The sequence below is a fragment of the Chryseobacterium sp. D764 genome, from assembly GCF_019317325.1.
Taxonomy (GTDB): Bacteria; Bacteroidota; Bacteroidia; order Flavobacteriales; family Weeksellaceae; genus Chryseobacterium.
This window is the reverse complement of the sequence record NZ_CP079219.1, coordinates 3,797,516-3,822,361: the sequence shown is the minus strand read 5'-3', so window position 1 is coordinate 3,822,361 and position 24,846 is coordinate 3,797,516. Positions and strand designations below refer to the sequence as shown.

Below are 24,846 nucleotides of genomic sequence, written 5' to 3'. Positions count from 1 at the left end.
AATCACACAAATTCCTTCAATTTCCTTGGCTGATATTGTTCTACCAAATCTGCAATCGCTTTTATATGCTCAGGCGTGGTTCCGCAGCAACCACCGATAATATTGATCAGTCCTTTTTCTACATATTCTTTAATTTGTCTTGCCATATCTTCAGGAGTTTCGTCATATTTTCCAAAAGCATTCGGTAAACCTGCATTCGGGTATGCTGAAATATAGAATTCTGAATTATGGGCCAGAGTTTCAAGATAAGGCGTCAGCTGATCTGCTCCCAATGCACAGTTGAAACCTACACTTAATAAATTCAGGTGGGAAACGGAGATCAGAAAAGCTTCTGCTGTTTGACCGCTCAGTGTTCTTCCTGAAGCATCGGTAATGGTTCCTGACACCATGATCGGAATTTTTATTCCTCTTTCATCCTGTAGTTCATCAATGGCAAACAAAGCTGCTTTTGCATTCAGGGTATCAAAGATGGTTTCTACCAAAAGAATATCTGAGCCTCCGTCCAGCAAAGCTTCACACTGCTGCCTGTAAGCTACTCTCAATTCTTCAAAAGTGATGGCTCTGTATCCGGGATCATTAACGTCTGGACTTAAACTTGCCGTTCTGTTTGTTGGCCCGATAGATCCTGCTACGAATCTCGGTTTGTCCGGATTTTTCGCGGTATATTCGTCACAGGCTTTTCTTGCAATTTTTGCGGACTCATAGTTCAGTTCGTATACCAGCTCTTCCATGTGATAATCTGCCATCGCTATGGTAGTTCCCGAGAATGTATTGGTTTCAATGATATCAGCCCCTGCTTCCAGGTATTTCTTGTGAACTTCTTCAATCGCCTGAGGCTGTGTGAGAGAAAGAAGGTCATTATTTCCTTTTACCGGATGCTCCCAATCCTTGAAACGCTCTCCACGATAGTCATCTTCTTCAAACTTGTATCTCTGAAGCATTGTTCCCATAGCTCCGTCAAGAACCAGAATTCTCTTCTGAAGTTGAACATTGAGTGCTGAAAGCTGAGCGTCTTGTATATTATTTTTCATTTTCTATCAATTTGTAACAGTTTATAAATCCGCTGACCAGTTTTTTGCATAAGAGGATTTTTTTATTGATTATTTTAAAATCTTCTTTAGAAATATATTGTTGGTCTGAAGCCAAATGGAATTGAGTTTCCAGTTTATAAAGAGATTTCCCGGCAATCTGCAGAAACGGTAAAGTATCTTCGGGATTCTGCCTTCTACTTCCTTCCGTTATATTGAACGAAACTGAAGTTACCATTTTTCTTATCTGACCTGTTAAAGCCAATAATTCTTCTTTAGGAAAGTTGGCAGTCAGGATATAAGTTAGATTAACCAACTTTCTTCCCTCCATCCAAATTACTAATTCTGTGTATTCTCTATTCATTTGGTTTTTTATAAACTGTCAACGATTAACTAATCTAAAGCCTGTTTCAGATCTGCTATGATATCTTCTACATTTTCCAAACCTACCGAACAGCGAACCAATCCTGCCGTAATACCTACTTCATTTCTTTCCTCATCGGATAATTTAGAATGGGTTGTAGATGCCGGGTGGGTAACGATCGTTCTTGTATCACCTAAATTAGCAGACAGTGAGCACATTTGTATCTTATCTAAAAAGTTTCTTCCGCCTTCTATTCCTCCCTTTATTTCAAATGCTACGATATTTCCTCCAAGCTTCATTTGCTTTTTAGCGACTTCATAACTTGGATGGGATTTCAGAAATGGATATTTTACTAATTCTACGTTCGGATGACTTTCTAAAAACTCAGCTACTTTCAATGCATTCTCACAGTGCTTTTCTACACGGATCGCCAATGTTTCTAAACTTTTTGATAATACCCAGGCATTAAAAGGAGATAATGCAGGTCCTGTATTTCTTGCGAAAAGATAAATTTCTCTGATCAGGTCTTCTTTTCCTACTGCTATTCCTCCTAACACTCTTCCCTGTCCGTCAATCAATTTCGTCGCTGAATGTACAACAATATCTGCACCATATTTGATCGGCTGCTGAAGATAAGGTGTTGCAAAGCAGTTATCTACAATAAAAATAAGGTTGTGCTTTTTCGCAATCTGTCCGAAGAACTCAAGATCCAGAATTTCAATAGCCGGATTGGTAGGAGTTTCAAGATATAAGATCTTTGTATTGGGCTTGATATATTGTTCAACATTCTCAGCATCTCTTGCTTTGAAATAAGAGGTTTCAATATTCCATTTCGGGAAATACTTAGTAAATAAAGTATGCGTAGATCCGAAAACTGACTGGCAGCTCACGATATGATCTCCGGCATTCAATAAAGCAGCAAATGTAGAATAGATGGCAGCCATTCCTGTAGCAAACGCATATCCTGCTTCTGCACCTTCCATCTTAGCAATCTTATCTGTAAATTCTGTTACGTTTGGATTAGAGAAACGGCTGTATAAATTCTTTGGTTTTTCTTCTGCAAAGCTTGCTCTCATATCTTCCGCATCCTGAAATATAAAACTGGAAGTAAGGTATAATGGTGTAGAATGCTCGTCAAACTGACTTCTTTCAGTCTGGGTTCTTATTGCTGATGTTTCAAAATTTTCCATATAGTTTTAATTGATCAATTTTACATTGTAACCATCAGATTCTTCGCTATGCTCAGAATGACAATTGCCGTTATGGTTACACTGCCAAATTGATAGATGTTAGATTAAATATTATTTAGTTTCACTTACTCTTAAAATATCTCCGAATACTCCTCTGGCTGTTACCTGTGCACCTGCTCCTGCTCCCATGATAACGATAGGATTTTCACCATAGCTTTCTGTGTAAATTTCAAAGATTGAATCTGAACCTTTTAATTGTCCTAAAGCTGAAGTTGCCGGAACAGAAATCAATTTTACATCTAACTCACCTTTATCTTTCTGCAGATCACCATGCAAATCACCTACATATCTCAATACATGCCCAGGCGCCTGATTTTCTTTTATTTTCTGATACTCTTCGTCCAGTTCTTCAAGTCTTGAAAGAAATTCTGATTTTGAAACCTCAAGCAGACTTTCCGGAACCAGATTTTGAATATTGATATCTCCGAATTCATTAATTAAGTCTAATTCTCTCGCCAGAATCAATAATTTTCTTGCTACGTCATTTCCCGATAGGTCTTCTCTTGGATCCGGTTCTGTGTATCCTTTTTCCAAAGCTTCATTGATAATGGTTGAAAATTTATCGTCTCTTAAAGAAAAATTGTTGAAAACATAGCTTAATGTTCCGGAGAATACTCCTTTGATTCTGGTGATATTTTCTCCTGAAAGGTGTAATAATTTAATCGTATCAATTAATGGTAAACCTGCCCCCACATTGGTTTCATACAGATAACGTCTGTTGTTTTTATTCAACGTATATCTTAGTTTTCTGTATTCTTCAATCGGAAGGGTATTAAAAATCTTGTTTGAAGAAACCAGATCAAATCCGTTTTCTGCCAGAGCATGATAGTTTTTCACAAAATCCTTACTTGCCGTGTTATCAACAACGATAAGGTTCTCCAGCTGGTTTTCGTTGGAGAAATTAATCAGCTCCTGAACACTCGAAGGATGTTCTGCAGTCAAAACCTCATCGCTCCAATTCGCATCAAATCCTTTTTTGTTGAAAGCTATTTTCTTTGAATTGGCTACTGCAACAACTTTAAGATCTATTTTTTTACGTCTTTTTATTTCTTCTGAAGATTCCAATACCTGTTGTATCAGAGTTTTTCCTACATTTCCGTGACCTATAATTGCTAAATGAACTGTCTTTGGCTTTTTGAAAATTTCAGACTCGATGATATTTCTGGTTTTTTCATCCTGTGAAGAAGTTACTACGATGTTGACTCTGTTTTCTCCCGCAACCTGATTCAAAAGTAATGGGAAAACATTGTTTCTTGCCAGCTCAGCAAAGACTTTATTGAAATCTTCTGCTACAAAACCGATCACAGAAACATTATTGATACTATAGATCTGAGAAACTTTTCCAGATTTTCTTTCTGCTTCAAACTCATCAATAAGACAAGCAACTGCTTTTTCTGCATCAATTTCCTGAACCAAGATAGAAATTCCGTTTTCTATGGCCTGCTGGGAAATTACTCCTACACTGATACGCGCTAAGGTAAGCGCTTTAAAAATTCGTCCGTCAATCCCGATTTCTCCCAGGAAATCTTCTCCTTCAAATTTGATGATTGATCTGTTCTTCAAAAATTTTATTTCGTTAGCATTTTTCATTACTTCTGTAAAATGTTTTTAATGATATTATTTAATTGTTGATATTCCATTAAGAAGGCATCATGCCCGTGTATAGATTGGATCTCGTGGTAAGAAACATTCTTATTTTTCTCTTTTAAGTTTTCAAAACACATTCGGATTTCAGAAGCAGGAAAGAATAAGTCTGTATCTACGGAGATCATGTGCATTCGTGCCTGTATTTTATCCAGTGATGGTTCATCAGCATTAATATTCATCAAGAGATGATTCATCAGTTTGTACGCTTTTAAACTAAATCTTTCGTTTAGTGCATTACCATGATAAACCAACCAGTCTTCTGATTCCAGACATTGTTTGTCCTGGTTATATTGGTTTTGAAATCTGTCATTGAGCGACTGTGGTGTTCTATAACACAGCATGGCATGAATTCTTGCTTTCTGTAATGGTTCTTCTTTATCATTCAATAAAAATTTCTGAACCAGACATTGTGCATGAAGCCAGTCGTGTGTTCTGTAATCACAGGCAATAGGAATAAATACTTCTGCAAGATCCGGCTGCTTGGCAAGCATTTCCCAGGCAATTCCTCCTCCCAGAGAGCCCCCAATAATGGCGTATAGATTTTTGATATGTAAAGCTTCAAGCCCTTTTAGAAATATCGCGGCGATATCTGAAGGCGTGAAATCTTCATAATCTTCAATTAAAAAATTGTCATAACCGTTTCCGGGTATATTGAAACACAGAACCGTATATTGATTGGTATCAACAATCTGATTTTCTCCTACCAATTGTTTCCACCAACCTTTTTCTCCGGATACATCTGAGTTTCCGGTAAGTGCATGATTGATTAAAACAATGGGTGCTGTAAACAGATCTTTCCCAAAAAGCTGATAGCTTAACGGGATATGGTATTCCTTTTGGGAATTGGTTTGATACGAAAGATTTATATAGTTTAGTTCTGTTTTCAATTCTATTATATTTTAATACAAATACAATTGAAAATGCCACAGGAAATGGCTGAAAAGAACTTCAGTAAGTTATCTGTCCAAAATACTTTGGTAGAACGTAGCACCTTCTTTGCTTGCGCAAAGGGTTGCTAAGGTTTCATAGGGTCTAATCCCTCAACCTTTCTTGATAACATTTTCAATATTTGAATGAACGAATGGTGCAAAGGTAGTTCTTTTCTTTTAATTTCAAAAAAAAAATATTTTAATATTTAAAAAAGCCCTTAAATACAAGTATTTCAAAACTATATTAATAATTGTTCAGATGAAAAAAATTGGAATTATTTTTCAAAAAAACTAACTTCGTATGGAAAAATGATGAGATATGACCGCCGAAAAAGAAAGATTACAAGATACTAAATGGAAAAACTGGGGACCTTATGTAAGCAACCGACAGTGGGGAAATGTACGTGAAGATTACAGCTCAAACGGGAATGCCTGGGATTTTACCAATCATAATAATGCTGAAAGCTATGCTTACCGCTGGGGAGAAGAAGGCATCGCCGGAATTTCTGATGTAAAGCAACTTTTCTGTTTTGCTTTTTCATTCTGGAACAAGAAAGATAAAATGGTAAAAGAACGATTCTTCGGATTGAGTAACCCTCAGGGAAATCATGGTGAAGACATCAAAGAAATCTTTTATTATCTGGACAATACGCCTACTCACAGCTATATGAAGGTGGTGTATAAATATCCGATTAATGAATTTCCTTACGATGATCTTGTTATAGAAAACGGAAAACGAAGCAAAAAAGAACCGGAATATGAGATTTTTGATACCGGAATTTTTGATAACGATGAATATTTTGATATTTTCATTGAATACTGTAAAGCCGATCACAACGATATCTTAGCCAGAGTCACCGTTTGTAATCGAAGCCAGCATGAGGCTCCTATTCTGGTAGCTCCCACAATCTGGTTCAGAAACAACTGGAAATGGGGATACAATACTTATAAAGGAGAGGTTAATGCGTCTCATGACGGAAGTATTAATATTGGTCATGACAGTATTTCGATCAAAAAGCTATATTCCCGAAACTCAAATGCACAGAGTGTATTTTGTGATAATGAAACCAATACTTCCAAACTTTACGGAGCTCCCAAAGCAGAGAATACTTATTTCAAAGATGGAATCAATAATTTTATTATTCATCAGGGAGATACTGTAAATCCTGAAAAAAGAGGAACAAAAGCTTCTTTTCTTATTGATGAAATTATTGATGCTGGGGAATCAAAAGTTTTTGAGTTCAGGTTGTCTCCTGACGAAATGGATGAACCTTTTGACAGTTTTGATCATATTTTCAATATCCGTCAAGCTGAAGCTGAAGAGTTTTATAACGATATTCAGAATGATACAGTAAATGAAGATGAAAGAAATGTTCAGCGACAGGCTTTTGCAGGGCTTCTTTGGAATAAACAGTTCTATCATTACAATATCGGAAAATGGTTGAAAGGAGATCCCAATTTTGAGGCTCCAAGAAATTTCAACGAATATGTAAGAAATACAGAATGGAATCATCTTCATAATAAGGATATCATTTCCATGCCTGATAAATGGGAGTATCCATGGTATGCTACGTGGGATCTGGCATTTCACTGCGTCCCTTTCTCCATTATAGATGCGGAATTCGCCAAAGGACAGCTTTTATTACTTACCAAAGAATGGTACATGCATCCTAACGGACAGCTTCCTGCTTATGAATGGAACATGAGCGATGTAAACCCGCCTGTACATGCCTGGTCTTGCTTCCGTGTTTTTAAGATTGATGAAAAAAACAATGGAAAGCCGGATTTATTATTTTTAGAAAAAGTCTTTCAGAAGTTGTTGCTGAATTTTACATGGTGGGTCAACAGAAAGGATAAAAATGGTAAAAATATTTTCGGAGGCGGCTTCCTTGGTCTAGATAATATTGGTGCTTTTGACCGGAATATGGAACTAAAGGACGGTCAGCATCTTGAGCAGGCAGACGGAACAAGCTGGATGGCGATGTATGCATTGAATATGATGCGTATTGCGATGGAACTTGCCCAATATTATCAGGTATATGAGGATATGGCGATCAAGTTTTTTGAACATTATCTTTATATCGCTGAAGCTATGGAAAACCTGGGTGAAGGAACAAAAGGCTTGTGGAATGAAGAAGACGGATTCTTCTATGATGTATTGCAGCTTGGAAACGGAGACAGTGTTTCTTTGAAATTAAGAAGTATTGTCGGCTTAATTCCTTTATTCGCAGTAGAAATTGTGGATCACAGGCTGTTGGAAAAGATGCCTAATTTCAAAACCAGAATGGAATGGATCCTAAAAAATAAGCCGGAACTCACCAAGCTCGTTTCTCATTGGGATGAGGAGGGACAAGGCAGAAAACATCTGATGAGTATTTTACGTAAAAACAGATTAACAAAGGTTCTTACAAGAATGCTTGATGAAAAAGAATTTCTAAGCTCTTACGGAATCCGTGCTATGTCTAAAGTATACGAAGAAAATCCTTTTGTATTCTCTGTGCATGGAGCCGAAAATATGGTATACTATACTCCTGCAGAAAGTGACAGCCGAATGTTTGGTGGAAACAGCAACTGGCGTGGGCCGATCTGGTTTCCTATCAATTTCCTGATTGTTGAAAGCCTGCAGCGTTTTCATTATTATTATGGAAACAGTCTTAAGGTAGAATTTCCAACAGGAAGCGGCGATAAAAGAAATCTTGATGAAGTCGCTCAGAATATCAGCAAAAGGCTCTGTTCAATATTTTTAAAGGATGAACATGGGCAAAGGGCTTTCAACGGAGGCAATCCAAAATTCAATTACGATGAGCATTTCAGAGATTATATCACCTTCTTTGAATATTTTCATGGTGATAACGGCCGTGGTGTAGGGGCTTCTCACCAGACAGGATGGACTGCCACTGTGGCGAAACTGATAAAACCAAGACTTACCTTTTAATCAGCAATGAGTAATAAATAATAAAAAAGCCGGATGAGTCATCCGGCTTTTTCTATTTTTAAATAAGAGATTAAATTTTTTCTCCGTTTACATAGACTTCATATCCGATTTCTACATTCGGTTCTAACGTTCTTGATACGGAACAGTATTTTTCAAAAGAAAGTTCTGCTGCCTTTAATGCTTTTTTAGGATCAATTTCTCCTTCTAAAAGGAACTTAACATTAATGGATTTAAAAGGTTTTGCTTCATCTACCTGTACTCTTTCTCCTTCTACTTCTGCCTGAAAACTTTTGATATCCTGACGCTGCTTCTTTAAAATAGAAACCACATCAATTCCGCTGCAGCCCGCGACTGCCATCAGTACACTTTCCATTGGAGAAACGCCTTTTGCTCCCGGCTGGGAAGTATTATCCAGAAGAATAGAATTTCCTTGTGCATTTGTACATTCAAATAAAAAATCGTCGTTTATTCTGTTAAGTGTAATTTTCATTATTTATTGCTTATTGCTTTTGCAAAGTTATAAAATTCCTCTCGCTTTTATCTCAAGATATTTATTGATAACATCGATATTCAAATTTTCCGGAAGTGTATATACGGTATAGATTCCATATTTGCGAAGTTCCTGGATGATCAGTTTCTTTTCAAACTCAAATTTCTCAGCAATGATCTCATCATAGATTTCCTGCATATTTTCAGGATTTTTGTTGATCAGCGTCTGCAATTCTGAATTTTTGAAGAATACAACTACCAGCAAATGGTTTTTTGCGATTCCACGTAGATATTTCAGCTGTCGGTTCAGTCCGTCCAATGTTTCAAAGTTGGTAAAAAGCAGAATTAAGCTTCTTTGATTGATAGAATATTTTACATCCTGATACAGGCGGTTGAAATCACTTTCAAAGAAATCTGTTTTAATATTATAAAGCGCTTCAGAGATTTTTTTCAGCTGCCCGGATTTATTATCGGCTGCAATTTTATTTTCAGCTTTCTTGGAAAAGGTCATCATACCGGCTCTGTCTCCCTTTCTCAAAATAATATGAGAAAGTGCCATTGTTGCATTGATGGAATAATCCAGCAAGCTTAATCCATTGAAAGGCATTTTCATGGTTCTTCCTTTATCAATCAGCATAAAAATACGCTGTGATTTTTCATCCTGAAACTGGTTTACCATCAAACGGTTGGTCTTGGAAGTAGCTTTCCAGTTGATCGTTCTGATATCATCTCCGGGAACATATTCTTTGATCTGCTCAAATTCCATCGTGTGTCCCAGCTTTCTGACTCTTTTGATTCCACCTAATAGAAATTCACTTTGAATGGCCATCAGCTCATATTTTCTGAGATGAATAAAGGATGGATAAGATGGCAGCATAGCATCCTTCTGAAAAATAAATCTTTTTGAAATTAAACCTAATGGTGAAGATGCGTAAATATTCAAACCTCCGAAATGATATTCTCCTCTTTCCTTAGGTTCTAATGAATATTGAAAGAATGTATTCGCTCCTGAAGCGATCTGTTTTTCGATTAAAAAATCTCTTTTCTGAAACTGAAAAGGAATTTCATCAATAATCTTAGTGGATATGGTAAAGCTATAATTATTTTTGATGTCAATTTTTACAAAATTCTCATCTCCGTTAGACAGTTTTTCCGGTAAAATTCTTTGAACCTGCAGCGCATTCTTTTGGTTAAAAAGCAACAGGAAATCTACCATTGCAGCCAGAAAACAAATCAGAAGCACGATATGGGCTGCCCACATCAGCACCGGAAAGAAAAATGCCAGAACATACAGAATCCCCACTCCGATGAGTGCAAAAAAGAAACGTGTATTGATGTATAAGTTTTTCATTGGTTAGGGTATAGGGATTAGGATTTAGAAAAAAGGGATTAGGGATTATTGCCCTGTCACCTATTATCTAATAACCTATCTCGGAATCTCTATTCCTTCTAAAATCTGGCGGATAATTTCATCTGCAGTAAGACCTTCCATTTCTCTTTCGGGAGATACGATGACTCTGTGTCTTAAAACAGCATAGCTTGCTTCTTTGATATCTTCAGGAGTCACAAAATCTCTTCCTCTCAGCGCTGCAAATGCTTTTGATGCTGTAAGAAGTGCTAATGAAGCTCTCGGTGAAGCTCCCAGATATAAGAATTGGTTTTCTCTTGTATTGATGATAATCTTAGCAATATATTCCATCAGCTGACTTTCCACAATGATTTCTTTTACCAGATTCTGGTAGTTTTTCAGCTGTACAGCTGTGATCACGCGGTTTACGCCTTCTGTTTTATCTTCTTTTTTACTTTCGTGCTGATTTTTAATGATCGCGATTTCCTGCTCAAGATTAGGATATCCTACATTGATTTTGAATAAAAAACGATCCAGCTGGGCTTCCGGAAGTCTGTACGTTCCCTCATGTTCTATAGGGTTTTGTGTAGCGATAACAAGAAAAGGTTCTTCCAAAATATAACGGGTACCATCCATGGTGATCTGTCTTTCTTCCATTACTTCAAATAATGCAGATTGTGTTTTTGCCGGCGATCTGTTGATCTCATCAATCAGGATGAAGTTGGAGAAGATAGGTCCTTTTTTAAATTCAAATTCTGAATTTTTCACATTGAATATGGATGTCCCCAAGATATCGGAAGGCATAAGATCCGGAGTAAACTGAATTCTGCTGAAACCTACGTCAATGGTTTTGGCTAATAATTTTGCGGTGATTGTCTTCGCCACTCCCGGAACTCCTTCAATCAAAACATGACCGTTTGAAAGTAACGCTGCCAAAAGATGTTCAATCATCTTCTCCTGCCCTACAATTACTTTTCCGATCTCAGATTTTACTTTCTCCAGGCTTGCACGAAGTTCGATCATATCTATTCTCGAATGAAACTGCTCTTCCTGCTTATTAAGGTCTATAGAGCTTTGGTTTTCTATATTAGGGTTATCAAAGTTTTCCATAATAAATTTTAATTTGCCGATCTAACAATGGCTGTCAATGTAATAATCAAATCTCTTCCTGGAAAAGTCATTATTAGCATTGGTACTTGTTACATCATTATATTGTTGTATTATTTAAATATTTCATCAAGGAGCTTATTGATCCTTGTAAGGTCTTCCTTCATTACGCTGGCGTAAGGGTCCTGAGCTTTTTTTACAAGCGTTATCGCTTCATTGATCATCTCTATGGTTTTCCCGGTTTTCAGCTGTAATTTTTTTGCAAATTCTTCATCTAAATTCTGGGTATCTATCAACAGATCCATCCTCACTTTGTTCAGAAAATACTGTGCCTTCTTGGCCATCATATCATGAAAATCACCTTCCTGAAGATACAGATTTCCAATACTTTTCACAAAATCCAGAGAAGTATTCCTTAGTGGCTCTGTTACCGGTACTATTCTCTGTTTTCTTTTCGCATTAAAGAAAATAAAAAGGACAAGTCCACCCAAAAGCACCCACCAGGCATACTTTAAAGCCGGATTTGACAATACAAATCTCATGAAGAAGCGTGATGCTGAACTTTTGTTGGATACAAACCAAATGGTTTCTCTATCTGGCAGATATGAAAACACATCCTGTGCATATTTTACGTTCCCAGGTTTCAGAAGATAATAATTGGTCAGAAAAAGAGGTTCAGTATGAGCGTAAATATATCCTTTTCCAAATTTCACTTTGATAAAGTTGGCCTGATCGTTATTCTTTTTTTCCACAGTTTTCCCCAGGACTTCAACTTTAGGTTTAATGAATGAAAATCCTCTTCCTGACGGAAATTTATCCAGCTTAACAAAATCATTCTGATATTTTTTGTCTGTAAGTTTCAGCACATTTTCCTCTTCAAAGGAGATTTCGGAATCATAATACCCGATACTGTCTGAAATTTCCTTCGGCATCCGAACCACCAGTAAAAATGCATCCGAACCTTCAGATACCTGAGTCAGGATTTTATTCCAGGACTCTTTGTCAAGATTATTTTCAATAACAATAATATTGTGAGGATCCTTTTTATGCTGACTGTAGTATTCGTAGGGAACCTGTTCAATCTTCTTCAGATTATTTTTAAACAGATCTTTAGCTTCATTATTAAAAACAAATAGTCCGAACGGAGACTTCTCATTAATGTCAAAATTCTTTCGCCAGTCTGTCGTTTCTTTTTTGTTAACTTCAAGCAATGCCAGAACAATCATCACAATGACGAAAATTACAGCATATGTTTTGAAAGTTTTATTCATGGTTACTATTGTTAAGGTTTAAATGCCTGATACTGATTTTTAAATTTCTGATAGCTTTCTTCTTCAATACTGAATTCTCCGTACCAGACATAATCAAAGATATAAGAAAGATTAGAGAAATCGTTTTTAAGATGGGGAGCTTTCAACTCTGCGGCATAATCTTTATTGGTTTTTTCCGGATTCCAGTTGATCAGCTTTTTATCACTCAGTTTTTTAAGAACAAACAGGAATTGGTAACGAACTGCTGACCGATAATCTCCCGCCATCTCAAATTTCGCGATACTTTCAGGAAAATTGATTTCATGGATATTCTCATGGAGTTCCTGAACGTTGATATCCAATTTCTTATTCTTTTTACCAAAAATAAAATTCCCATCTTTCCCCATCAGATATTTAATGATGAAATAAAGCAGAAAACCTACAAGGATAATCGCAAACAGACGGATAAGAACAGTTGTAAATTCTGCAGACTTAGTCAATGTTGTTTCGCCAAAAATCCCCTGTATAATCTGATTGAGCTTCCGCATCAGTTTTTGAAAGAAAGATTCTCTTGGTTTTGATACTGAATAATCAAATTCACGTCCTTTATATCTTGACGGAATATTTTCTTTAAATGTTTTCGGATGAACCTCATTTTCTGACACTGGGTTTTTCATCAGCACAGAATCTGCACGCAGCATATTTCTGTAATGCCCGGTTGTATATAATGAATCTACCAGATCATCATCAGGATTATCGTCCTGAGCCTGAACCAGCCCAAGAGAGAGAAAAAGGAGTAAGAAAAGGAAAATTTTATTCATTGATTCCAATCGTGTCTATTTCTGCAAGTTCTACTTTCTGGTGAAAATCTGTTCTGCTGTCATAATACATCAATCCAGCATTCACATACATCAGGTTTGAAAGAAAAAATGAAATCAGCATTGAAACTCCATAGAATACAAAAAACAAAATTCCGGCAGTTCCGGTAAAAGGGTTCTGCTCAAAATTTCCGTCCGGTGCAGACGTAAGAAGCGATCCGTAAAAGAATATCATCGGAATAAATGTAAATACAGATGTTATCATGTAAATAATAATAAACATCACAAACGCAGATCCCCAATATTTCCAGAACGGAGATTTCTCACTGCCATTCGGGTAAGAAAACTGTGACCGTAAAGCATAGCTCAAACTTCCCCAGAATCCTCTGTCCGAATTAAAATAATCATACATCAGAAATGTAGTGAAATTAAATATCGTTGGGTAAAGCAGCAGTATCAAAAACAGTCCGATAATAATAAAAATGAGGATATAAGAAAATCCTACGACAAACAATACCATCGGAGTGACAATAAAAATCATTCCAAGGCACAGCTTAGCTATTCTCCCTGCATTGCTTTTAAAATCACTCAGAATTTCATCCGCTTTTATCTTTTCTGCACCTTCTGCAATTCTTTTTAAATAGAAAACAGGATACAGGTAATTGACAATCATCAGGACCATGAAAAGCAGAAAAGTCAGTAATCCTACTGTAATCAGCATACCGGCATTATCCGAAAAATACTGTTCAAAATAAGATGTTTCTCCCCCAAGGTTGGATGCGAATACCTGCGAAAAGAGTTCTTTATACCCGAAGATTGCAACGGTTACCATTAAGATCAAAAGCAAGCCATTGATCAGAATATAGTTCTTAAAATAATTCTTCCCATATATTTTGAAGAAATTAAAACTATCGCTGATAAAGTTTCCAAAATCTCTTTTTTTATATAATTGTATCATGAATGTGTTTATTAGTTTTTTTATAGACAACAGACGGATATACAAAATAGTAGAATCCTATAATTGCCAGTGAGCCAAAAATAATGATCAGGTTCAGAAACAAAGGCATTTTCAAAGCATGTCTTGTAACATAACCTTCTATAATTCCTGCACAAATTGTGAAAGGAACAGTACTTAAAAATATTTTAAATGAATCTTTAAATCCTTTTTTAAAAGAGTTAAACCTTGAAAACGTTCTCGGAAATAAAATAGATGCACCCAGAATCAGGCCACACATCGCTTCTACCACCATGGCAAAGATCTCAAAAACTCCATGAAGCCATATTCCTCTTGCACTCTCTTTCAATGCTCCATAATCATAGAAAAAATACTGGAAAGCACCCAGCATCACACTATTGGAAAGCAATGCGAATAATGTTCCCACTCCGCCTGCAATTCCGTAAATATACAGTTTCGCTCCTACCTGGATATTATTAAAAATAATCCCGATGGTACTTCCCCATGTACTGCCACTCTGATAAACTCCTACCGCATTATTATGCTTAATATTTTCAATGGTTTCATTTACGTAACCTTCACCCAGAATAATATTTACAAAATCTTTATCATAAATGGCAGAAAGTACTCCTATTGAAGTAAATAAAATGAAAAAGAGAAAAGCATACATCAGATATCTCCTGTACTGATACATCAGCAACGGAACTTCAGTTTTGAAAAAATAAACCAGCCTGTTCTCCTCTACCCTTTTTGTTTTATAGATCTTCTGAAAAATCTGGGCAGACAGATGGTTCAGGTAAACAGTAGTGTTACTTTTGGGATAATAGGTCTGGGCAAAAGAAAGATCATTGATCAGATTAATATACAATGAAGACAGGTCATCAGGATTTTTTTTAATTTTCCCTTGAATAACCTGTTCTATTCCCAACCATTTTTCTTTATTTTGTTTAATGAAATAAACTTCTCTCATAATTGTTAAGGCTAAAATAATAAAAAATATGTCTCAAATTGCGATAAATACCTCACAAAATGTAAATATTAATTTTAATATTGCAGGCGTAGGAGAAAGGATGCTTGCCTTCATTATTGATCTTCTGATCAGGATCGCTTATGTGGTGATTATCCTGTATTTGTTCTTCAATATTTTCGACTTAGGATATTTATTAAACGGCCTTGATGAATGGTCTATAAGAGCTGTATATCTTATCCTTACTTTTCCTATTTACATTTATCCGCTTGTATTGGAAAGCTTAATGGAAGGCCAGACACCCGGCAAAAGACTGATGAAAATCAAAGTGGTAAAGATTGACGGCTATCAGGCCAGTTTCGCCGATTATATGATCCGCTGGGTTTTCAGAATTGTTGATGTTTCATTTGCCGGAGTTATAGGACTTATCTCTATGATTGTTTCTAAAAACAACCAGCGTTTGGGAGATATTGCTTCGGGAACCGCTGTCATTTCTCTGAAAAACAATATCAATATCTCGCATACAATCCTGGAGAATATCCACCAAGATTACATTCCTTCTTTTCCACAAGTCATTGCTTTGAGCGATAATGATATGAGAATCATCAAAGATAATTATACCAAAGCGTTGAAAGTAGATGACCGCCAGATCATCAGTAAGCTGTCTGAGAAAATTAAAAGTATTCTGAAACTGGAAATAGACACATCTAAAATGACGGAAAGACAGTTTATCAATGTGATTATTAAAGATTATAACTACTACACGGGAAAAGATAATTAATCAGGCCAATAGTGCAGGTTGCTCCGCAAGTGAATTGTCAATTTAAAAATATTGAGAATTTGACTGCGGAATTCATTACTTATTACTCATACCAGCAAGGTCGGTGCAATTTTTGTATCTTTAATCGTAAAGTTCAGCATTATGAAATTTGAAAACAATAAATCCGGAAACGGCGGAGTTCTTACCCTCAATAACGAAATAAAAGAAGTAGGCAGGCTTACCTATACTATTTTCCCTGAAGATCATAAATTCATTATCTCTTTTGTATTGGTACATCCCGAATTTGAAGGCCGAGGAATGGGAAAATTCTTAGTAGAAGAAGCCATCAAATTTGCCCGAGAAAACAACTGGAAAGTATATCCACACTGTTCCTATGCAAGATCTGTGATGATGAGAATGAGTGATTTGGACGATATTTTTTTAAAGAATTAAAACCTCATTGAGCAGAATATCTTCAATATCATCCGGATAATCTACTTTCAGATGATGATCAGAAGCTACCCATTCCATAATTTCCTGAAGATTTAAAACCTTGGAATTGGGTATTCCCATTTTGTCAAGGGCACATGCATTACATTCCTGTTCATACTGATTGTGGATAGGAATAACAAATAGTTTTTTATCCATAAACAATGCTTCTGCAGGAGATTCAAAACCTGCGTTGCACAAAATTCCGTCACAGCCTTCAAAATACTTCAGGTATTGCATTTCATCAATAGGAAATACTTCCACATTTTTTACTTTAACCTGTACTTTGCTGTATTTTGAAAATACTTTCCATTCCACAGGAATTTTTCTTAAAACCTTGATGATATTTTCATCTGCAAAACTTGGAAGATATACAAGATAATATCCCTGTTTATAAGGATTAAGGTTTCTTATTTTTCTTCTGATCACAGGCTTTTTGATCTGAGGATGATAGTTTTCAAAATGAAATCCTATTTTCCTTTCACTGGGAACATAGTATTTTAAAATCATTTCTCCCAGAAAATCCTTTTTCTTTGGCTTTGGTGTTTCCGGAAAACTCATAGAAGCCTGATGGCTCAGTTCTATCATCGGAAGCTTTTTCAATTTGGAAGCCCAGCCCGTTAAAGGTTCATAATCATTAATTATTAAATCATATTGTGAGAGCTCCAATTCTCGTATTGTTTTGGCCGCTTCAAGGAATTTATTTTCTGTAAACGTTTTTCGGTAGGATAAACCGCCTGTTTTGTTATAAAGGAGGGAAATACCCTTATATTGGAAATTAATGTCAAAATCAGCCTTTAATTGCGATTGGTGTCCACTGATCAACGTATCAACGGATGCATATTTTTTGAGAATAGGAATAATTTCCTGTGCTCTGGCAATGTGACCGTTTCCAGTACCCTGGAATGCGTACAAAATCTTCATTTAGGAAAAGTTGGTTACAATTTTTAAAAGAGCAGAATTATCCATTTCCTGAATTTCTTCTACTTCATCATCTTTCAGCAAATGTTTATGCTCGTCATAATAAAAAATTGACCATTCTTTATTATTGTATTCCAAGGCAGAGAGATTTTCAATCCAATCCCCGGAATTCAAATAAGTACAGGATCCTTTTTTATTAACAACCTCACGGATCTGTGGCTGGTGGATATGTCCGCAAACTACATAATCATAATTATTGTCAATAGCCAGCTCAGAAGCTGTAAGTTCAAAATCACCAATATATTTTACCGCTTTTTTCACATTGTTTTTGATCTTTTTCGAAAATGAATATTTCTCTTTACCCATTTTTTCTAAGAACCAATTTACAACATTATTGATAATAATCAGGAGGTCGTAGCCTTTTCCGCCAAGTTTGGCGATCCATTTTGAGTGCTGGACGGATGCATCGAAAACATCACCGTGAAATATCCAGGTCTTTTTCTGATCAATATTCAGGCAGATTTTATTGCAGACTTTAAGTTTTCCAAGTTCAAAATCTGTGAACTTTCGAAACATTTCATCATGATTACCCGTGATATAATAGACATCTGTGTTCTTGGTTGCCAATGAAAGAATCTTTCTGATTACTTTCAAATGAGGTTTAGGGAAGTAAGACTTTTTAAACTGCCAGATATCAATAATATCACCGTTCAAAACTAAAGTTTTAGGCTGGATAGAATTGAGATATCTCAACAATTCTTTAGCCTTACATCCATAAGTTCCCAAATGAACATCCGATATAACAACTAATTCAACGTTTCTTTTCATAGTTTTGTACAAAGAAACTAATTGAACGTTAACTGTATATGAATGCTATATTATTTTTTATAAAGAGTCCATCAGCTCTTCTGTGATTTCCATATTGTGGTAAACGTTTTGAACGTCATCATCCTCTTCGAAACGCTCAAGCATTTTCATGTTAGCTTTGAACTGTTCTGCATTTACTTCTTTTGTATTGTTTGGAATTCTTTGAAGTTCTGCACTCTTCGCTTCAATACCAAGCTCATCTAATTTGTGAGATAAAGAACCGAAATCTTCAAAAGCAGTTGTGATCATTACTTCTTCTTCATCTTTTTCTACATCTTCTGCTCCGCCATCAATCATTTCCATTTCAAAATCATCCCAATCCATTTTGATCTGAGCCAAATCAAGCGTGAAAATTCCTTTTCTATCGAAAATAAATGCCAATTCACCATTTTTCCCGAGGTTACCATCAAACTTGTTAAAAATAGCTCTCACGTTCGCTACAGTTCTTGTTGTATTGTTTGTAGTACATTCTACAAAAAAAGCAACACCACCTTGCCCGTATCCTTCATACGTAATTTCTTCATAGTTCTCTGCATCGGCACCGCTTGCTTTCTTAATCGCACGTTCTACGTTGTCCTTAGGCATGTTTGCCCCTTTCGCATTCTGGATACATCTTCTCAGAGCCGGATTCGCTTCCGGATCTGTTCCACCAGCTTTTACAGCTAATGCGATGTCTTTACCTATTTTAGAGAATGTTTTGGCCATTTTATCCCATCTGGCCATTTTAGAAGCTTTTCTATATTCAAATGCTCTTCCCATTTTAATTTTTAAATTTCCAACAAAATTACTCAAAAGTCAACAAAAAAAAAATACCTCCAAAAAATTTGGAGGTATTCATTATTTAGAAAAATTAATTATTTTTTCTTTTTAGCTGCAGCTTTTTTCTTAGCTGGAGCTTTTTTAGCTTTTTTCACTACAGTCTTCTTCTCTACAACTTCTAGATCAGATTTCTTAAGTGCATCCCAAGCAGCACCGTTGATAGCCTCAACAACTACTTTTCTGTCAACAATTCTTTCAGCATCAGAAGCTTTTTCAGAAACAGTAGCGTCTCTTTCACCAACTCCTACAGATTTTAACTGATTACCACTAACACCTCTAGCTTCTAGAGCACCTACTACTGAAGCAGCTCTTTGTCTAGAAAGTTTCAAGTTGTATGCATCAGCACCTTTCTTATCTGTGTGACCAGTTACTAAGAAAGTACCATCGTTAGATTGCTTAATGATTGTTGCAGCTTGATCTAATTTACCGCTAGATTCAGGTCTGATTGTAGCTTTATTGAAATCAAATAAGATATCTTTAAGAGCACCTGTAGCTTCTTTAGCGATAACATCTTTTGGCTTAGGACATCCGTTGTATTCAGGAAGACCTGGAACAGTAGGACAAGCATCATCTTTATCTAAGATACCGTCACCGTCTGTATCTGGCCAAGGGCATCCGTTGTTTTCAGCAGGACCTGCTACTGTAGGACAAGCGTCATCTTTGTCGATTACACCATCACCGTCAGTATCTGGCCAAGGGCATCCGTTGTTTTCAACTGGACCTGCCACTTCTGGACATTGATCGTCTTTATCTGGAACTCCGTCACCGTCAGTATCAGGACATCCTTGGAATTCTGGTAGACCTGGAGTATCTGGACAAAGATCATCTTTATCTAGGATACCATCCTTATCTCTATCTCTGTTTCCGAATCTGAATAAGATAGAAGCAGAAGCTTGCCAGAAGTTAGCCACTGTAGAGTGGTCACCTGGAGTTGATACATAATCTCCTTGAACACCAAGACCGAAGTTCTTAGTTACCCAGAAGTTAGCACCAGCACCTGTAGCTACAGTAAAGTGGTTAGCTTTACCATTCTCATTACCGTCTTTTCCGTTAGTAATGTTTTCGATTGGATTACCATTAGCGTCAACAGAAGTTCTTGGGAAAGTAAGAGCAGTATAGTCATGTCTTAAGTAGTTAGCACCAACTCTTAAATATGGATCAAACCAAGATTCTTCGTTCCATAAAAGACCTGCAGCGTGAGCCTGGAAACCAAGACCTGTCATTAGGAAAAATTCTTTCCCCATGTTGAATCTTTTGTTTTCAACATTCCCAACAGAAGTCTGCCAGTCAATTACTAAACCTTTACCAACATTTCTAGCAACTGTTAACTTAGATAATGGAGGTGTAATAGAGAAGTTGTTCACATTGAACATGTTCTTTGTCAAATTGTTAGCAGAGAACGTATTACTGAAAGTACCTCTCGCTGCTACGTGGTTTTCTGCATGAGCACCAACTCCGATTAACCACGGATTGTTGGTAGTCTGTGCGAAAACAGTAGAGGCAACAGTAAGCGCCAATGCTGAAATTCCTAATTTTAGATTTTTCATAGAATTAAATGATTAAATAATTGATAATGCAAAATAAATATAATTTTTCTTTATATACAAAGTTTTTCAAATGATTTTTAACTTTTCTTTAATATTCTGTCCAGGTTCCGTTTGTTTTCTCTATCTTTTATCGCCTCTCTTTTATCGAAAAGTTTTTTCCCTCTACCCAGCGCTATCAGAACCTTTGCTTTACCTCGGTCAGTGATATATAATTTTAAAGGTATTATGGTGTTCCCAGCATCCTTTAACTTTTTTTCAAGTTTTTGTAATTCTTTTTTGTGCAAGAGCAATTTCCGTTCCCTTTTTGTTTTATGATTGTAAAAAGTTCCCAATTTATACTCATCAATCATCATGTTAATGATGTACAATTCCCCATCAATAAACTGACAGAAGGATTCTGTGATAGATGCTTTGGATGAACGTAAAGATTTTATTTCGGTACCCGTCAAAACCATTCCTGCTTCATATTCTTCAAGAATTTCATATTCAAAACGGGCTCTTCTATTTAATATACTAACTGTTTTCTCAATCTTCATCATTTTAAAATTTCGTTAATGAAATATATAAAAAATACCATACAATTAAAAACTTGACTATTATATTATTACAATATACCCAAATTCTTTTCGTATTTTTGCGCCAAATTTACAAAACTATATGTTAACAGTATCTAACTTATCTTTACAATTCGGGAAAAGAGTTCTTTTTGACGAGGTAAATATTATGTTTACCAAAGGAAACTGCTACGGGATCATCGGAGCAAACGGTGCGGGAAAGTCTACATTCCTTAAAATATTAACAGGAAAGCAGGATCCTACAACAGGACATGTATCTCTGGAACCAGGGAAAAGAATGTCAGTTTTGGAGCAGGATCACTTTGCTTATGATCAGTATACTGTTCTTGAAGCAGTTTTGAGAGGTAACAAGAAATTATTTGAGATAAAAGAGGAAATGGATGCGTTATACGCAAAAGAAGATTTCTCTGATGAAGACGGAATAAAAGCTGGTGAACTAGGTGTAATCTATGATGAAATGGGAGGTTGGACTGCAGAATCTGATGCACAGACAATGCTTTCAAACGTTGGAGTAAAAGATGATATGCATTGGCAGGTGATGAGCGAACTTGAGAACAAAGACAAAGTGAAGGTTCTTTTGGCTCAGGCTCTTTTCGGAAATCCGGATGTGTTGATTCTGGATGAACCTACCAATGACCTTGACATTGATACCATCTCATGGCTGGAAGATTTCCTTGCAGATTATGAAAATACAGTAATCGTTGTATCTCACGACCGTCACTTCTTAGATACGGTTTGTACGCACATCGGTGACTTGGATTATGCTAAACTTAACCTTTACACAGGTAACTACTCGTTCTGGTATCAGGCTTCTCAATTGGCAACAAGACAGAGAGCTCAAGCCAATAAGAAAGCTGAGGAGAAGAAAAAAGAACTTCAGGACTTCATTGCCAGATTCAGCTCAAACGTTGCTAAAGCAAAGCAGGCTACAGCAAGAAAGAAAATGATCGACAAATTAAACATTGACGATATTAAACCATCTTCAAGAAGATATCCAGCTATTATTTTCGAAATGGAAAGAGAAGTGGGAGATCAGATTTTAGATGTAAAAGGTCTTGAAAAAACAAAAGACGGAGAATTATTATTCTCAAACATTGATTTAAACCTTAAAAAAGGGGACAAAGTTGCTATTCTTTCAAAAAACTCTTTAGCTATCACAGAATTTTTCGAAATTTTAGCAGGAAATATTGAGGCAGACAAAGGAACTGTTGCTTGGGGAGTTACAACAAACCAATCTCAAATGCCTTTAGACAACACTAAATTCTTCCAGGAAGATATCAGCTTGGTTGATTGGTTGAGACAATTCACTAAAAATGATGAAGAGCGTCACGAAGAATTCATGAGAGGATTCCTTGGAAGAATGCTTTTCTCAGGTGATGAAGCTTTAAAATCTTGTAAAGTACTTTCAGGAGGTGAAAAAATGAGATGTATGTTCAGCAGAATGATGCTTCAGAAAGCAAACGTTCTTTTATTAGATGAACCTACCAACCACTTAGACCTTGAAAGTATTACCACTTTGAACAACTCTTTATCTAACTTCAAAGGAAATCTTTTACTGGCATCTCATGACCACGAAATGCTTTCAACAGTCTGTAACAGAATCATTGAACTGACTCCTAACGGAATCATCGACAGAGAAATGACTTATGACGAATACCTTGCTGATAAAAAGGTAAAAGAATTAAGAGAAAAAATGTATTCTTAATCGAACAACATTAAAATTTATATAAAAAAACCTCAAGGCAGTGCTTTGAGGTTTTTTGTTAGAAATATATAATCAATTATTTCGTAAGTTTTGCAGTAGGCAAAGTTACCGTTCCCGGGTCTTTCCACATCCCGTCTTTTTCTGCTCTCTTTTTAATAGACTCTGCCCTTTTATTACTGTCAGGATGAGAATTGAACATTTTCTCAAAATTACTTTGTGTACTTCCTTCTGAAAGCAGCGCTAATTTTTTGAAAGCCGTATAAGCTCCCACAACATCATATTTATTAGCTTTCATAAAGTCGTATGAGTAGGTATCTGCTTCTGATTCCTGTTTCTTACTGTGCGAAGCATCCAAAAATGCATTAGCCATCTTTCCTACCTGGCTCTCATTAAGAGTAGCTACTGCAGAAGAAGCTGATGATGCTGCATCTAATGCCGCTGCTTTCAGATAAGCAGATTTCATTGCATCTTTTGTATCCTGATTTTTCACGTGCCCTATTTCATGCCCGATAACGGCAAGCAATTCATTGTCTGTCATGATATCCATCAGAGAAGAGAACACACGTACGCTTCCGTCTGCACAGGCAAATGCATTGATATCTTTTACTTTATAAACTTTATAATTCAAATTCAGACCGTCCTGAGATTTGTGTTTTCCAAACAATTTGTTCAATCTCACGGTATACGGATCTTTAGGTCCTGCTACGGCATTATTTTTATCCATCCAGTCTACTGATTCTTTGGATAATTTAACCGCATCTTCGTTCGTAAATGTCAATGCTTTTGCACCATTTGAAACCATTCCGGCAGCTTTCCCGAGGTTGATTTTTTGTGCATTGATAGAATGCATAGCCCCTAATAAGATAAGGCATAGAGTAATTTTTTTCATAATCATTTAAAATTTGGAGCACGAAGATAGCCTTTTTTTAAACAATTATTAAATTAAAAGAGTAATCTCAATTTTTTTAATTTTAAAAGAAAAATGAAGACCATTTACCTTTTTACTATATTTTTCTTTTCTCTATTCACAGGGCAGGAAAAAACAAGATATAATATGCCTGATTATGAAGATGTAATGATGACCTCTACTACTTATAATCTACCCTTTAATGTCAACTTCACATCATCAACTTACCCCAAAAATTTAAAAAGGCTTGAGCAAAAAAGTAATGGAGAATACCTTAATATTTTAGAATATGATAAAAATGGAAATTTGATTTATAAATATTATCGACAATATGTAAGTGAAAACTGGAATGGAAAATACCTGACTATTATTGAAAGAAATATTTACAATGATAAAAACCAGCCGGTTAAAACCCTTATTCTGCACTCCAATACCGGAGCAAGTTTAAATGAATATCACTATGATTCTGCAGGAAATATAATCCTTGTGAACAGCACCGGAATAGCCATCACGGGCAACAATGAAAACCAATGGGAATATATTGAAGACTTACGAAGGACCGAAGATTTCGACAAGGATAAAAATATTCTGAAGCTGAATAATAAAAAGAATAAAAGTTCCTATGTTTTTGAATATGATTTTAATAAAAAACTAGTAAAAGCATTGTCTAAGGATCAGCCTTCGGATTATAATTATATTATATATCAATTTAATACCTCAAATCAGTTAATATCAAAGACTGTTTTTGATCAAGGTAAAATTTATTATAACAATTCTTATTTCATTGAGTATAAAGACAATAAAAAAAATAACAAAAGAATATGACGAGGAAAAGAATCTAACTCAGACAACAGTGGAATATCCTGAAAATAAATTCACTCTTATTGAAACAGCAAATACTGAATATAAATTTGACCAGAAAAGAAAATACTTTGGAAAAACACTGATTTTTGATGATAGCTTTACTCAGGATAACAATGAAAAGACATTGGAAAAATTTGATTTGGATGAGTACAATGTTCCCGTAAAGATGGTTTCAGAAAAGAATGGAAAGATAGATTCTACTCTTATTTTCATCAACAAGTATGAGTTTTATTAAGCGATATCCTGCTCATTTTTAAAATCTAATTTGCTGATTTTTAAAGAGGCTTTTAGAACTTTTTTCCTTA

The 24,846-nt window shown here is 35.8% G+C and carries 24 protein-coding genes and 1 riboswitch; of the genes, 6 read left to right on the top strand and 18 right to left on the bottom strand.

Annotated elements, in window-relative coordinates; genetic code table 11:
- Window positions 1-2: 2 nt before the first annotated feature.
- The 5 genes from KYG33_RS17390 to KYG33_RS17370 all read right to left on the bottom strand — a co-directional run bounded on the left by KYG33_RS17390 (window position 3) and on the right by KYG33_RS17370 (window position 5,176).
- Entirely contained in the window at window positions 3-1,031 is a 1,029-nt protein-coding gene (locus tag KYG33_RS17390) for a homocysteine S-methyltransferase family protein (protein ID WP_175627183.1), read from the bottom strand.
- Window positions 1,021-1,392, bottom strand: a complete 372-nt coding sequence (locus tag KYG33_RS17385; protein WP_077413647.1) for a four helix bundle protein — start codon at window positions 1,390-1,392, stop codon at window positions 1,021-1,023. Before KYG33_RS17385 ends, KYG33_RS17390 begins: the two co-directional genes overlap by 11 nt.
- Before the next feature lie 29 nt (window positions 1,393-1,421).
- On the bottom strand, window positions 1,422-2,582 hold the full coding sequence (locus KYG33_RS17380) for an O-succinylhomoserine sulfhydrylase (RefSeq protein ID WP_219072130.1): 1,161 nt from the start codon (window positions 2,580-2,582) through the stop codon (window positions 1,422-1,424).
- Between the two features lie 111 nt (window positions 2,583-2,693).
- Entirely contained in the window at window positions 2,694-4,232 is a 1,539-nt protein-coding gene (locus tag KYG33_RS17375; protein ID WP_077413645.1) for an ACT domain-containing protein, read from the bottom strand.
- Complete coding sequence (locus KYG33_RS17370; RefSeq protein ID WP_077413644.1) at window positions 4,232-5,176, bottom strand: alpha/beta fold hydrolase; 945 nt, start codon at window positions 5,174-5,176, stop codon at window positions 4,232-4,234. The genes KYG33_RS17375 and KYG33_RS17370 overlap by 1 nt, the downstream gene beginning before the upstream one ends.
- 66 nt (window positions 5,177-5,242) lie before the next feature.
- A riboswitch (SAM riboswitch) is annotated at window positions 5,243-5,349 on the bottom strand.
- 188 nt (window positions 5,350-5,537) lie between these two features.
- On the opposite strand from KYG33_RS17370, the gene KYG33_RS17365 reads away from it, so the two are divergent.
- Window positions 5,538-8,153, top strand: a complete 2,616-nt coding sequence (locus KYG33_RS17365; protein ID WP_077413643.1) for an MGH1-like glycoside hydrolase domain-containing protein — start codon at window positions 5,538-5,540, stop codon at window positions 8,151-8,153.
- 70 nt (window positions 8,154-8,223) lie between these two features.
- On the opposite strand, the gene KYG33_RS17360 is transcribed toward KYG33_RS17365, so the two are convergent.
- The 7 genes from KYG33_RS17360 to KYG33_RS17330 all read right to left on the bottom strand — a co-directional run bounded on the left by KYG33_RS17360 (window position 8,224) and on the right by KYG33_RS17330 (window position 15,090).
- A complete protein-coding gene (locus KYG33_RS17360; protein WP_219072129.1) occupies window positions 8,224-8,643 on the bottom strand; it encodes an OsmC family protein in 420 nt (139 codons plus the stop codon).
- A 27-nt stretch (window positions 8,644-8,670) separates the two neighbouring features.
- A complete protein-coding gene (locus tag KYG33_RS17355; protein WP_077413641.1) occupies window positions 8,671-9,993 on the bottom strand; it encodes a DUF58 domain-containing protein in 1,323 nt (440 codons plus the stop codon).
- Between the two features lie 75 nt (window positions 9,994-10,068).
- Window positions 10,069-11,100, bottom strand: a complete 1,032-nt coding sequence (locus tag KYG33_RS17350) for an AAA family ATPase (protein ID WP_077413640.1) — start codon at window positions 11,098-11,100, stop codon at window positions 10,069-10,071.
- A 110-nt stretch (window positions 11,101-11,210) separates the two neighbouring features.
- Complete coding sequence (locus KYG33_RS17345) at window positions 11,211-12,368, bottom strand: hypothetical protein (protein WP_077413639.1); 1,158 nt, start codon at window positions 12,366-12,368, stop codon at window positions 11,211-11,213.
- An 11-nt stretch (window positions 12,369-12,379) separates the two neighbouring features.
- Window positions 12,380-13,168: a DUF4129 domain-containing protein gene (locus KYG33_RS17340; RefSeq protein ID WP_077413638.1), complete on the bottom strand. Its 789-nt coding sequence runs from the start codon at window positions 13,166-13,168 to the stop codon at window positions 12,380-12,382.
- The gene (locus KYG33_RS17335; protein WP_219072128.1) at window positions 13,161-14,123 is read right to left on the bottom strand and encodes a DUF4013 domain-containing protein; all 963 of its coding nucleotides are present in this window, start codon (window positions 14,121-14,123) and stop codon (window positions 13,161-13,163) included. Before KYG33_RS17335 ends, KYG33_RS17340 begins: the two co-directional genes overlap by 8 nt.
- Window positions 14,107-15,090: a stage II sporulation protein M gene (locus tag KYG33_RS17330; protein ID WP_077413636.1), complete on the bottom strand. Its 984-nt coding sequence runs from the start codon at window positions 15,088-15,090 to the stop codon at window positions 14,107-14,109. The genes KYG33_RS17335 and KYG33_RS17330 overlap by 17 nt, the downstream gene beginning before the upstream one ends.
- Before the next feature lie 28 nt (window positions 15,091-15,118).
- On the opposite strand from KYG33_RS17330, the gene KYG33_RS17325 reads away from it, so the two are divergent.
- Both KYG33_RS17325 and KYG33_RS17320 read left to right on the top strand, forming a co-directional pair.
- Complete coding sequence (locus KYG33_RS17325) at window positions 15,119-15,868, top strand: RDD family protein (RefSeq protein ID WP_077413635.1); 750 nt, start codon at window positions 15,119-15,121, stop codon at window positions 15,866-15,868.
- Between the two features lie 141 nt (window positions 15,869-16,009).
- Window positions 16,010-16,300: a GNAT family N-acetyltransferase gene (locus tag KYG33_RS17320; protein ID WP_219072127.1), complete on the top strand. Its 291-nt coding sequence runs from the start codon at window positions 16,010-16,012 to the stop codon at window positions 16,298-16,300.
- On the opposite strand, the gene KYG33_RS17315 is transcribed toward KYG33_RS17320, so the two are convergent.
- The 5 genes from KYG33_RS17315 to smpB all read right to left on the bottom strand — a co-directional run bounded on the left by KYG33_RS17315 (window position 16,289) and on the right by smpB (window position 21,026).
- A complete protein-coding gene (locus KYG33_RS17315) occupies window positions 16,289-17,260 on the bottom strand; it encodes a glycosyltransferase family protein (protein WP_180565070.1) in 972 nt (323 codons plus the stop codon). The genes KYG33_RS17320 and KYG33_RS17315 overlap by 12 nt on opposite strands.
- Window positions 17,261-18,085, bottom strand: a complete 825-nt coding sequence (locus KYG33_RS17310) for a UDP-2,3-diacylglucosamine diphosphatase (protein ID WP_047380663.1) — start codon at window positions 18,083-18,085, stop codon at window positions 17,261-17,263.
- 57 nt (window positions 18,086-18,142) lie between these two features.
- A complete protein-coding gene (locus KYG33_RS17305) occupies window positions 18,143-18,883 on the bottom strand; it encodes a YebC/PmpR family DNA-binding transcriptional regulator (RefSeq protein ID WP_077413632.1) in 741 nt (246 codons plus the stop codon).
- A gap of 95 nt (window positions 18,884-18,978) precedes the next feature.
- Entirely contained in the window at window positions 18,979-20,490 is a 1,512-nt protein-coding gene (locus KYG33_RS17300) for an OmpA family protein (RefSeq protein ID WP_077413631.1), read from the bottom strand.
- 77 nt (window positions 20,491-20,567) lie between these two features.
- Window positions 20,568-21,026 (bottom strand): SsrA-binding protein SmpB, encoded by a 459-nt coding sequence (gene smpB, locus KYG33_RS17295; RefSeq protein ID WP_045501613.1) that lies wholly within the window; start codon window positions 21,024-21,026, stop codon window positions 20,568-20,570.
- A 121-nt stretch (window positions 21,027-21,147) separates the two neighbouring features.
- Here smpB and KYG33_RS17290 point away from each other — a divergent pair, with 121 nt between their 5' ends.
- Window positions 21,148-22,770 (top strand): ABC-F family ATP-binding cassette domain-containing protein, encoded by a 1,623-nt coding sequence (locus tag KYG33_RS17290; protein WP_077413630.1) that lies wholly within the window; start codon window positions 21,148-21,150, stop codon window positions 22,768-22,770.
- Between the two features lie 76 nt (window positions 22,771-22,846).
- Here the strand turns inward: KYG33_RS17290 and KYG33_RS17285 are convergent, their stop codons facing one another.
- Window positions 22,847-23,659 carry a M48 family metalloprotease gene (locus KYG33_RS17285; protein ID WP_077413693.1) on the bottom strand — a complete coding sequence of 271 codons (813 nt, stop codon included), beginning with the start codon at window positions 23,657-23,659 and terminating at the stop codon, window positions 22,847-22,849.
- Between the two features lie 93 nt (window positions 23,660-23,752).
- Between KYG33_RS17285 and KYG33_RS17280 the strand changes: the two genes are divergently transcribed.
- Both KYG33_RS17280 and KYG33_RS17275 read left to right on the top strand, forming a co-directional pair.
- A complete protein-coding gene (locus tag KYG33_RS17280) occupies window positions 23,753-24,502 on the top strand; it encodes a hypothetical protein (protein WP_219072126.1) in 750 nt (249 codons plus the stop codon).
- On the top strand, window positions 24,462-24,776 hold the full coding sequence (locus KYG33_RS17275; protein ID WP_219072125.1) for a hypothetical protein: 315 nt from the start codon (window positions 24,462-24,464) through the stop codon (window positions 24,774-24,776). Before KYG33_RS17280 ends, KYG33_RS17275 begins: the two co-directional genes overlap by 41 nt.
- Window positions 24,777-24,846: the final 70 nt, after the last annotated feature.

Excerpts from the sequence above, each read along its gene's own strand:
- KYG33_RS17310 (WP_047380663.1), bottom strand. The coding sequence starts at position 18,085 with ATGAAAAGAAACGTTGAATTAGTTGTTATATCGGATGTTCATTTGGGA.
- KYG33_RS17330 (WP_077413636.1), bottom strand. The coding sequence starts at position 15,090 with ATGAGAGAAGTTTATTTCATTAAACAAAATAAAGAAAAATGGTTGGGA.
- KYG33_RS17335 (WP_219072128.1), bottom strand. The coding sequence starts at position 14,123 with ATGATACAATTATATAAAAAAAGAGATTTTGGAAACTTTATCAGCGAT.
- KYG33_RS17300 (WP_077413631.1), bottom strand. The coding sequence starts at position 20,490 with ATGAAAAATCTAAAATTAGGAATTTCAGCATTGGCGCTTACTGTTGCC.
- KYG33_RS17365 (WP_077413643.1), top strand. The coding sequence starts at position 5,538 with ATGACCGCCGAAAAAGAAAGATTACAAGATACTAAATGGAAAAACTGG.
- KYG33_RS17305 (WP_077413632.1), bottom strand. The coding sequence starts at position 18,883 with ATGGGAAGAGCATTTGAATATAGAAAAGCTTCTAAAATGGCCAGATGG.
- smpB (WP_045501613.1), bottom strand. The coding sequence starts at position 21,026 with ATGAAGATTGAGAAAACAGTTAGTATATTAAATAGAAGAGCCCGTTTT.
- KYG33_RS17375 (WP_077413645.1), bottom strand. The coding sequence starts at position 4,232 with ATGAAAAATGCTAACGAAATAAAATTTTTGAAGAACAGATCAATCATC.
- KYG33_RS17315 (WP_180565070.1), bottom strand. The coding sequence starts at position 17,260 with ATGAAGATTTTGTACGCATTCCAGGGTACTGGAAACGGTCACATTGCC.
- KYG33_RS17380 (WP_219072130.1), bottom strand. The coding sequence starts at position 2,582 with ATGGAAAATTTTGAAACATCAGCAATAAGAACCCAGACTGAAAGAAGT.
- KYG33_RS17355 (WP_077413641.1), bottom strand. The coding sequence starts at position 9,993 with ATGAAAAACTTATACATCAATACACGTTTCTTTTTTGCACTCATCGGA.
- KYG33_RS17360 (WP_219072129.1), bottom strand. The coding sequence starts at position 8,643 with ATGAAAATTACACTTAACAGAATAAACGACGATTTTTTATTTGAATGT.
- KYG33_RS17285 (WP_077413693.1), bottom strand. The coding sequence starts at position 23,659 with ATGAAAAAAATTACTCTATGCCTTATCTTATTAGGGGCTATGCATTCT.
- KYG33_RS17390 (WP_175627183.1), bottom strand. The coding sequence starts at position 1,031 with ATGAAAAATAATATACAAGACGCTCAGCTTTCAGCACTCAATGTTCAA.
- KYG33_RS17385 (WP_077413647.1), bottom strand. The coding sequence starts at position 1,392 with ATGAATAGAGAATACACAGAATTAGTAATTTGGATGGAGGGAAGAAAG.
- KYG33_RS17340 (WP_077413638.1), bottom strand. The coding sequence starts at position 13,168 with ATGAATAAAATTTTCCTTTTCTTACTCCTTTTTCTCTCTCTTGGGCTG.
- KYG33_RS17350 (WP_077413640.1), bottom strand. The coding sequence starts at position 11,100 with ATGGAAAACTTTGATAACCCTAATATAGAAAACCAAAGCTCTATAGAC.
- KYG33_RS17320 (WP_219072127.1), top strand. The coding sequence starts at position 16,010 with ATGAAATTTGAAAACAATAAATCCGGAAACGGCGGAGTTCTTACCCTC.
- KYG33_RS17280 (WP_219072126.1), top strand. The coding sequence starts at position 23,753 with ATGAAGACCATTTACCTTTTTACTATATTTTTCTTTTCTCTATTCACA.
- KYG33_RS17290 (WP_077413630.1), top strand. The coding sequence starts at position 21,148 with ATGTTAACAGTATCTAACTTATCTTTACAATTCGGGAAAAGAGTTCTT.
- KYG33_RS17345 (WP_077413639.1), bottom strand. The coding sequence starts at position 12,368 with ATGAATAAAACTTTCAAAACATATGCTGTAATTTTCGTCATTGTGATG.
- KYG33_RS17325 (WP_077413635.1), top strand. The coding sequence starts at position 15,119 with ATGTCTCAAATTGCGATAAATACCTCACAAAATGTAAATATTAATTTT.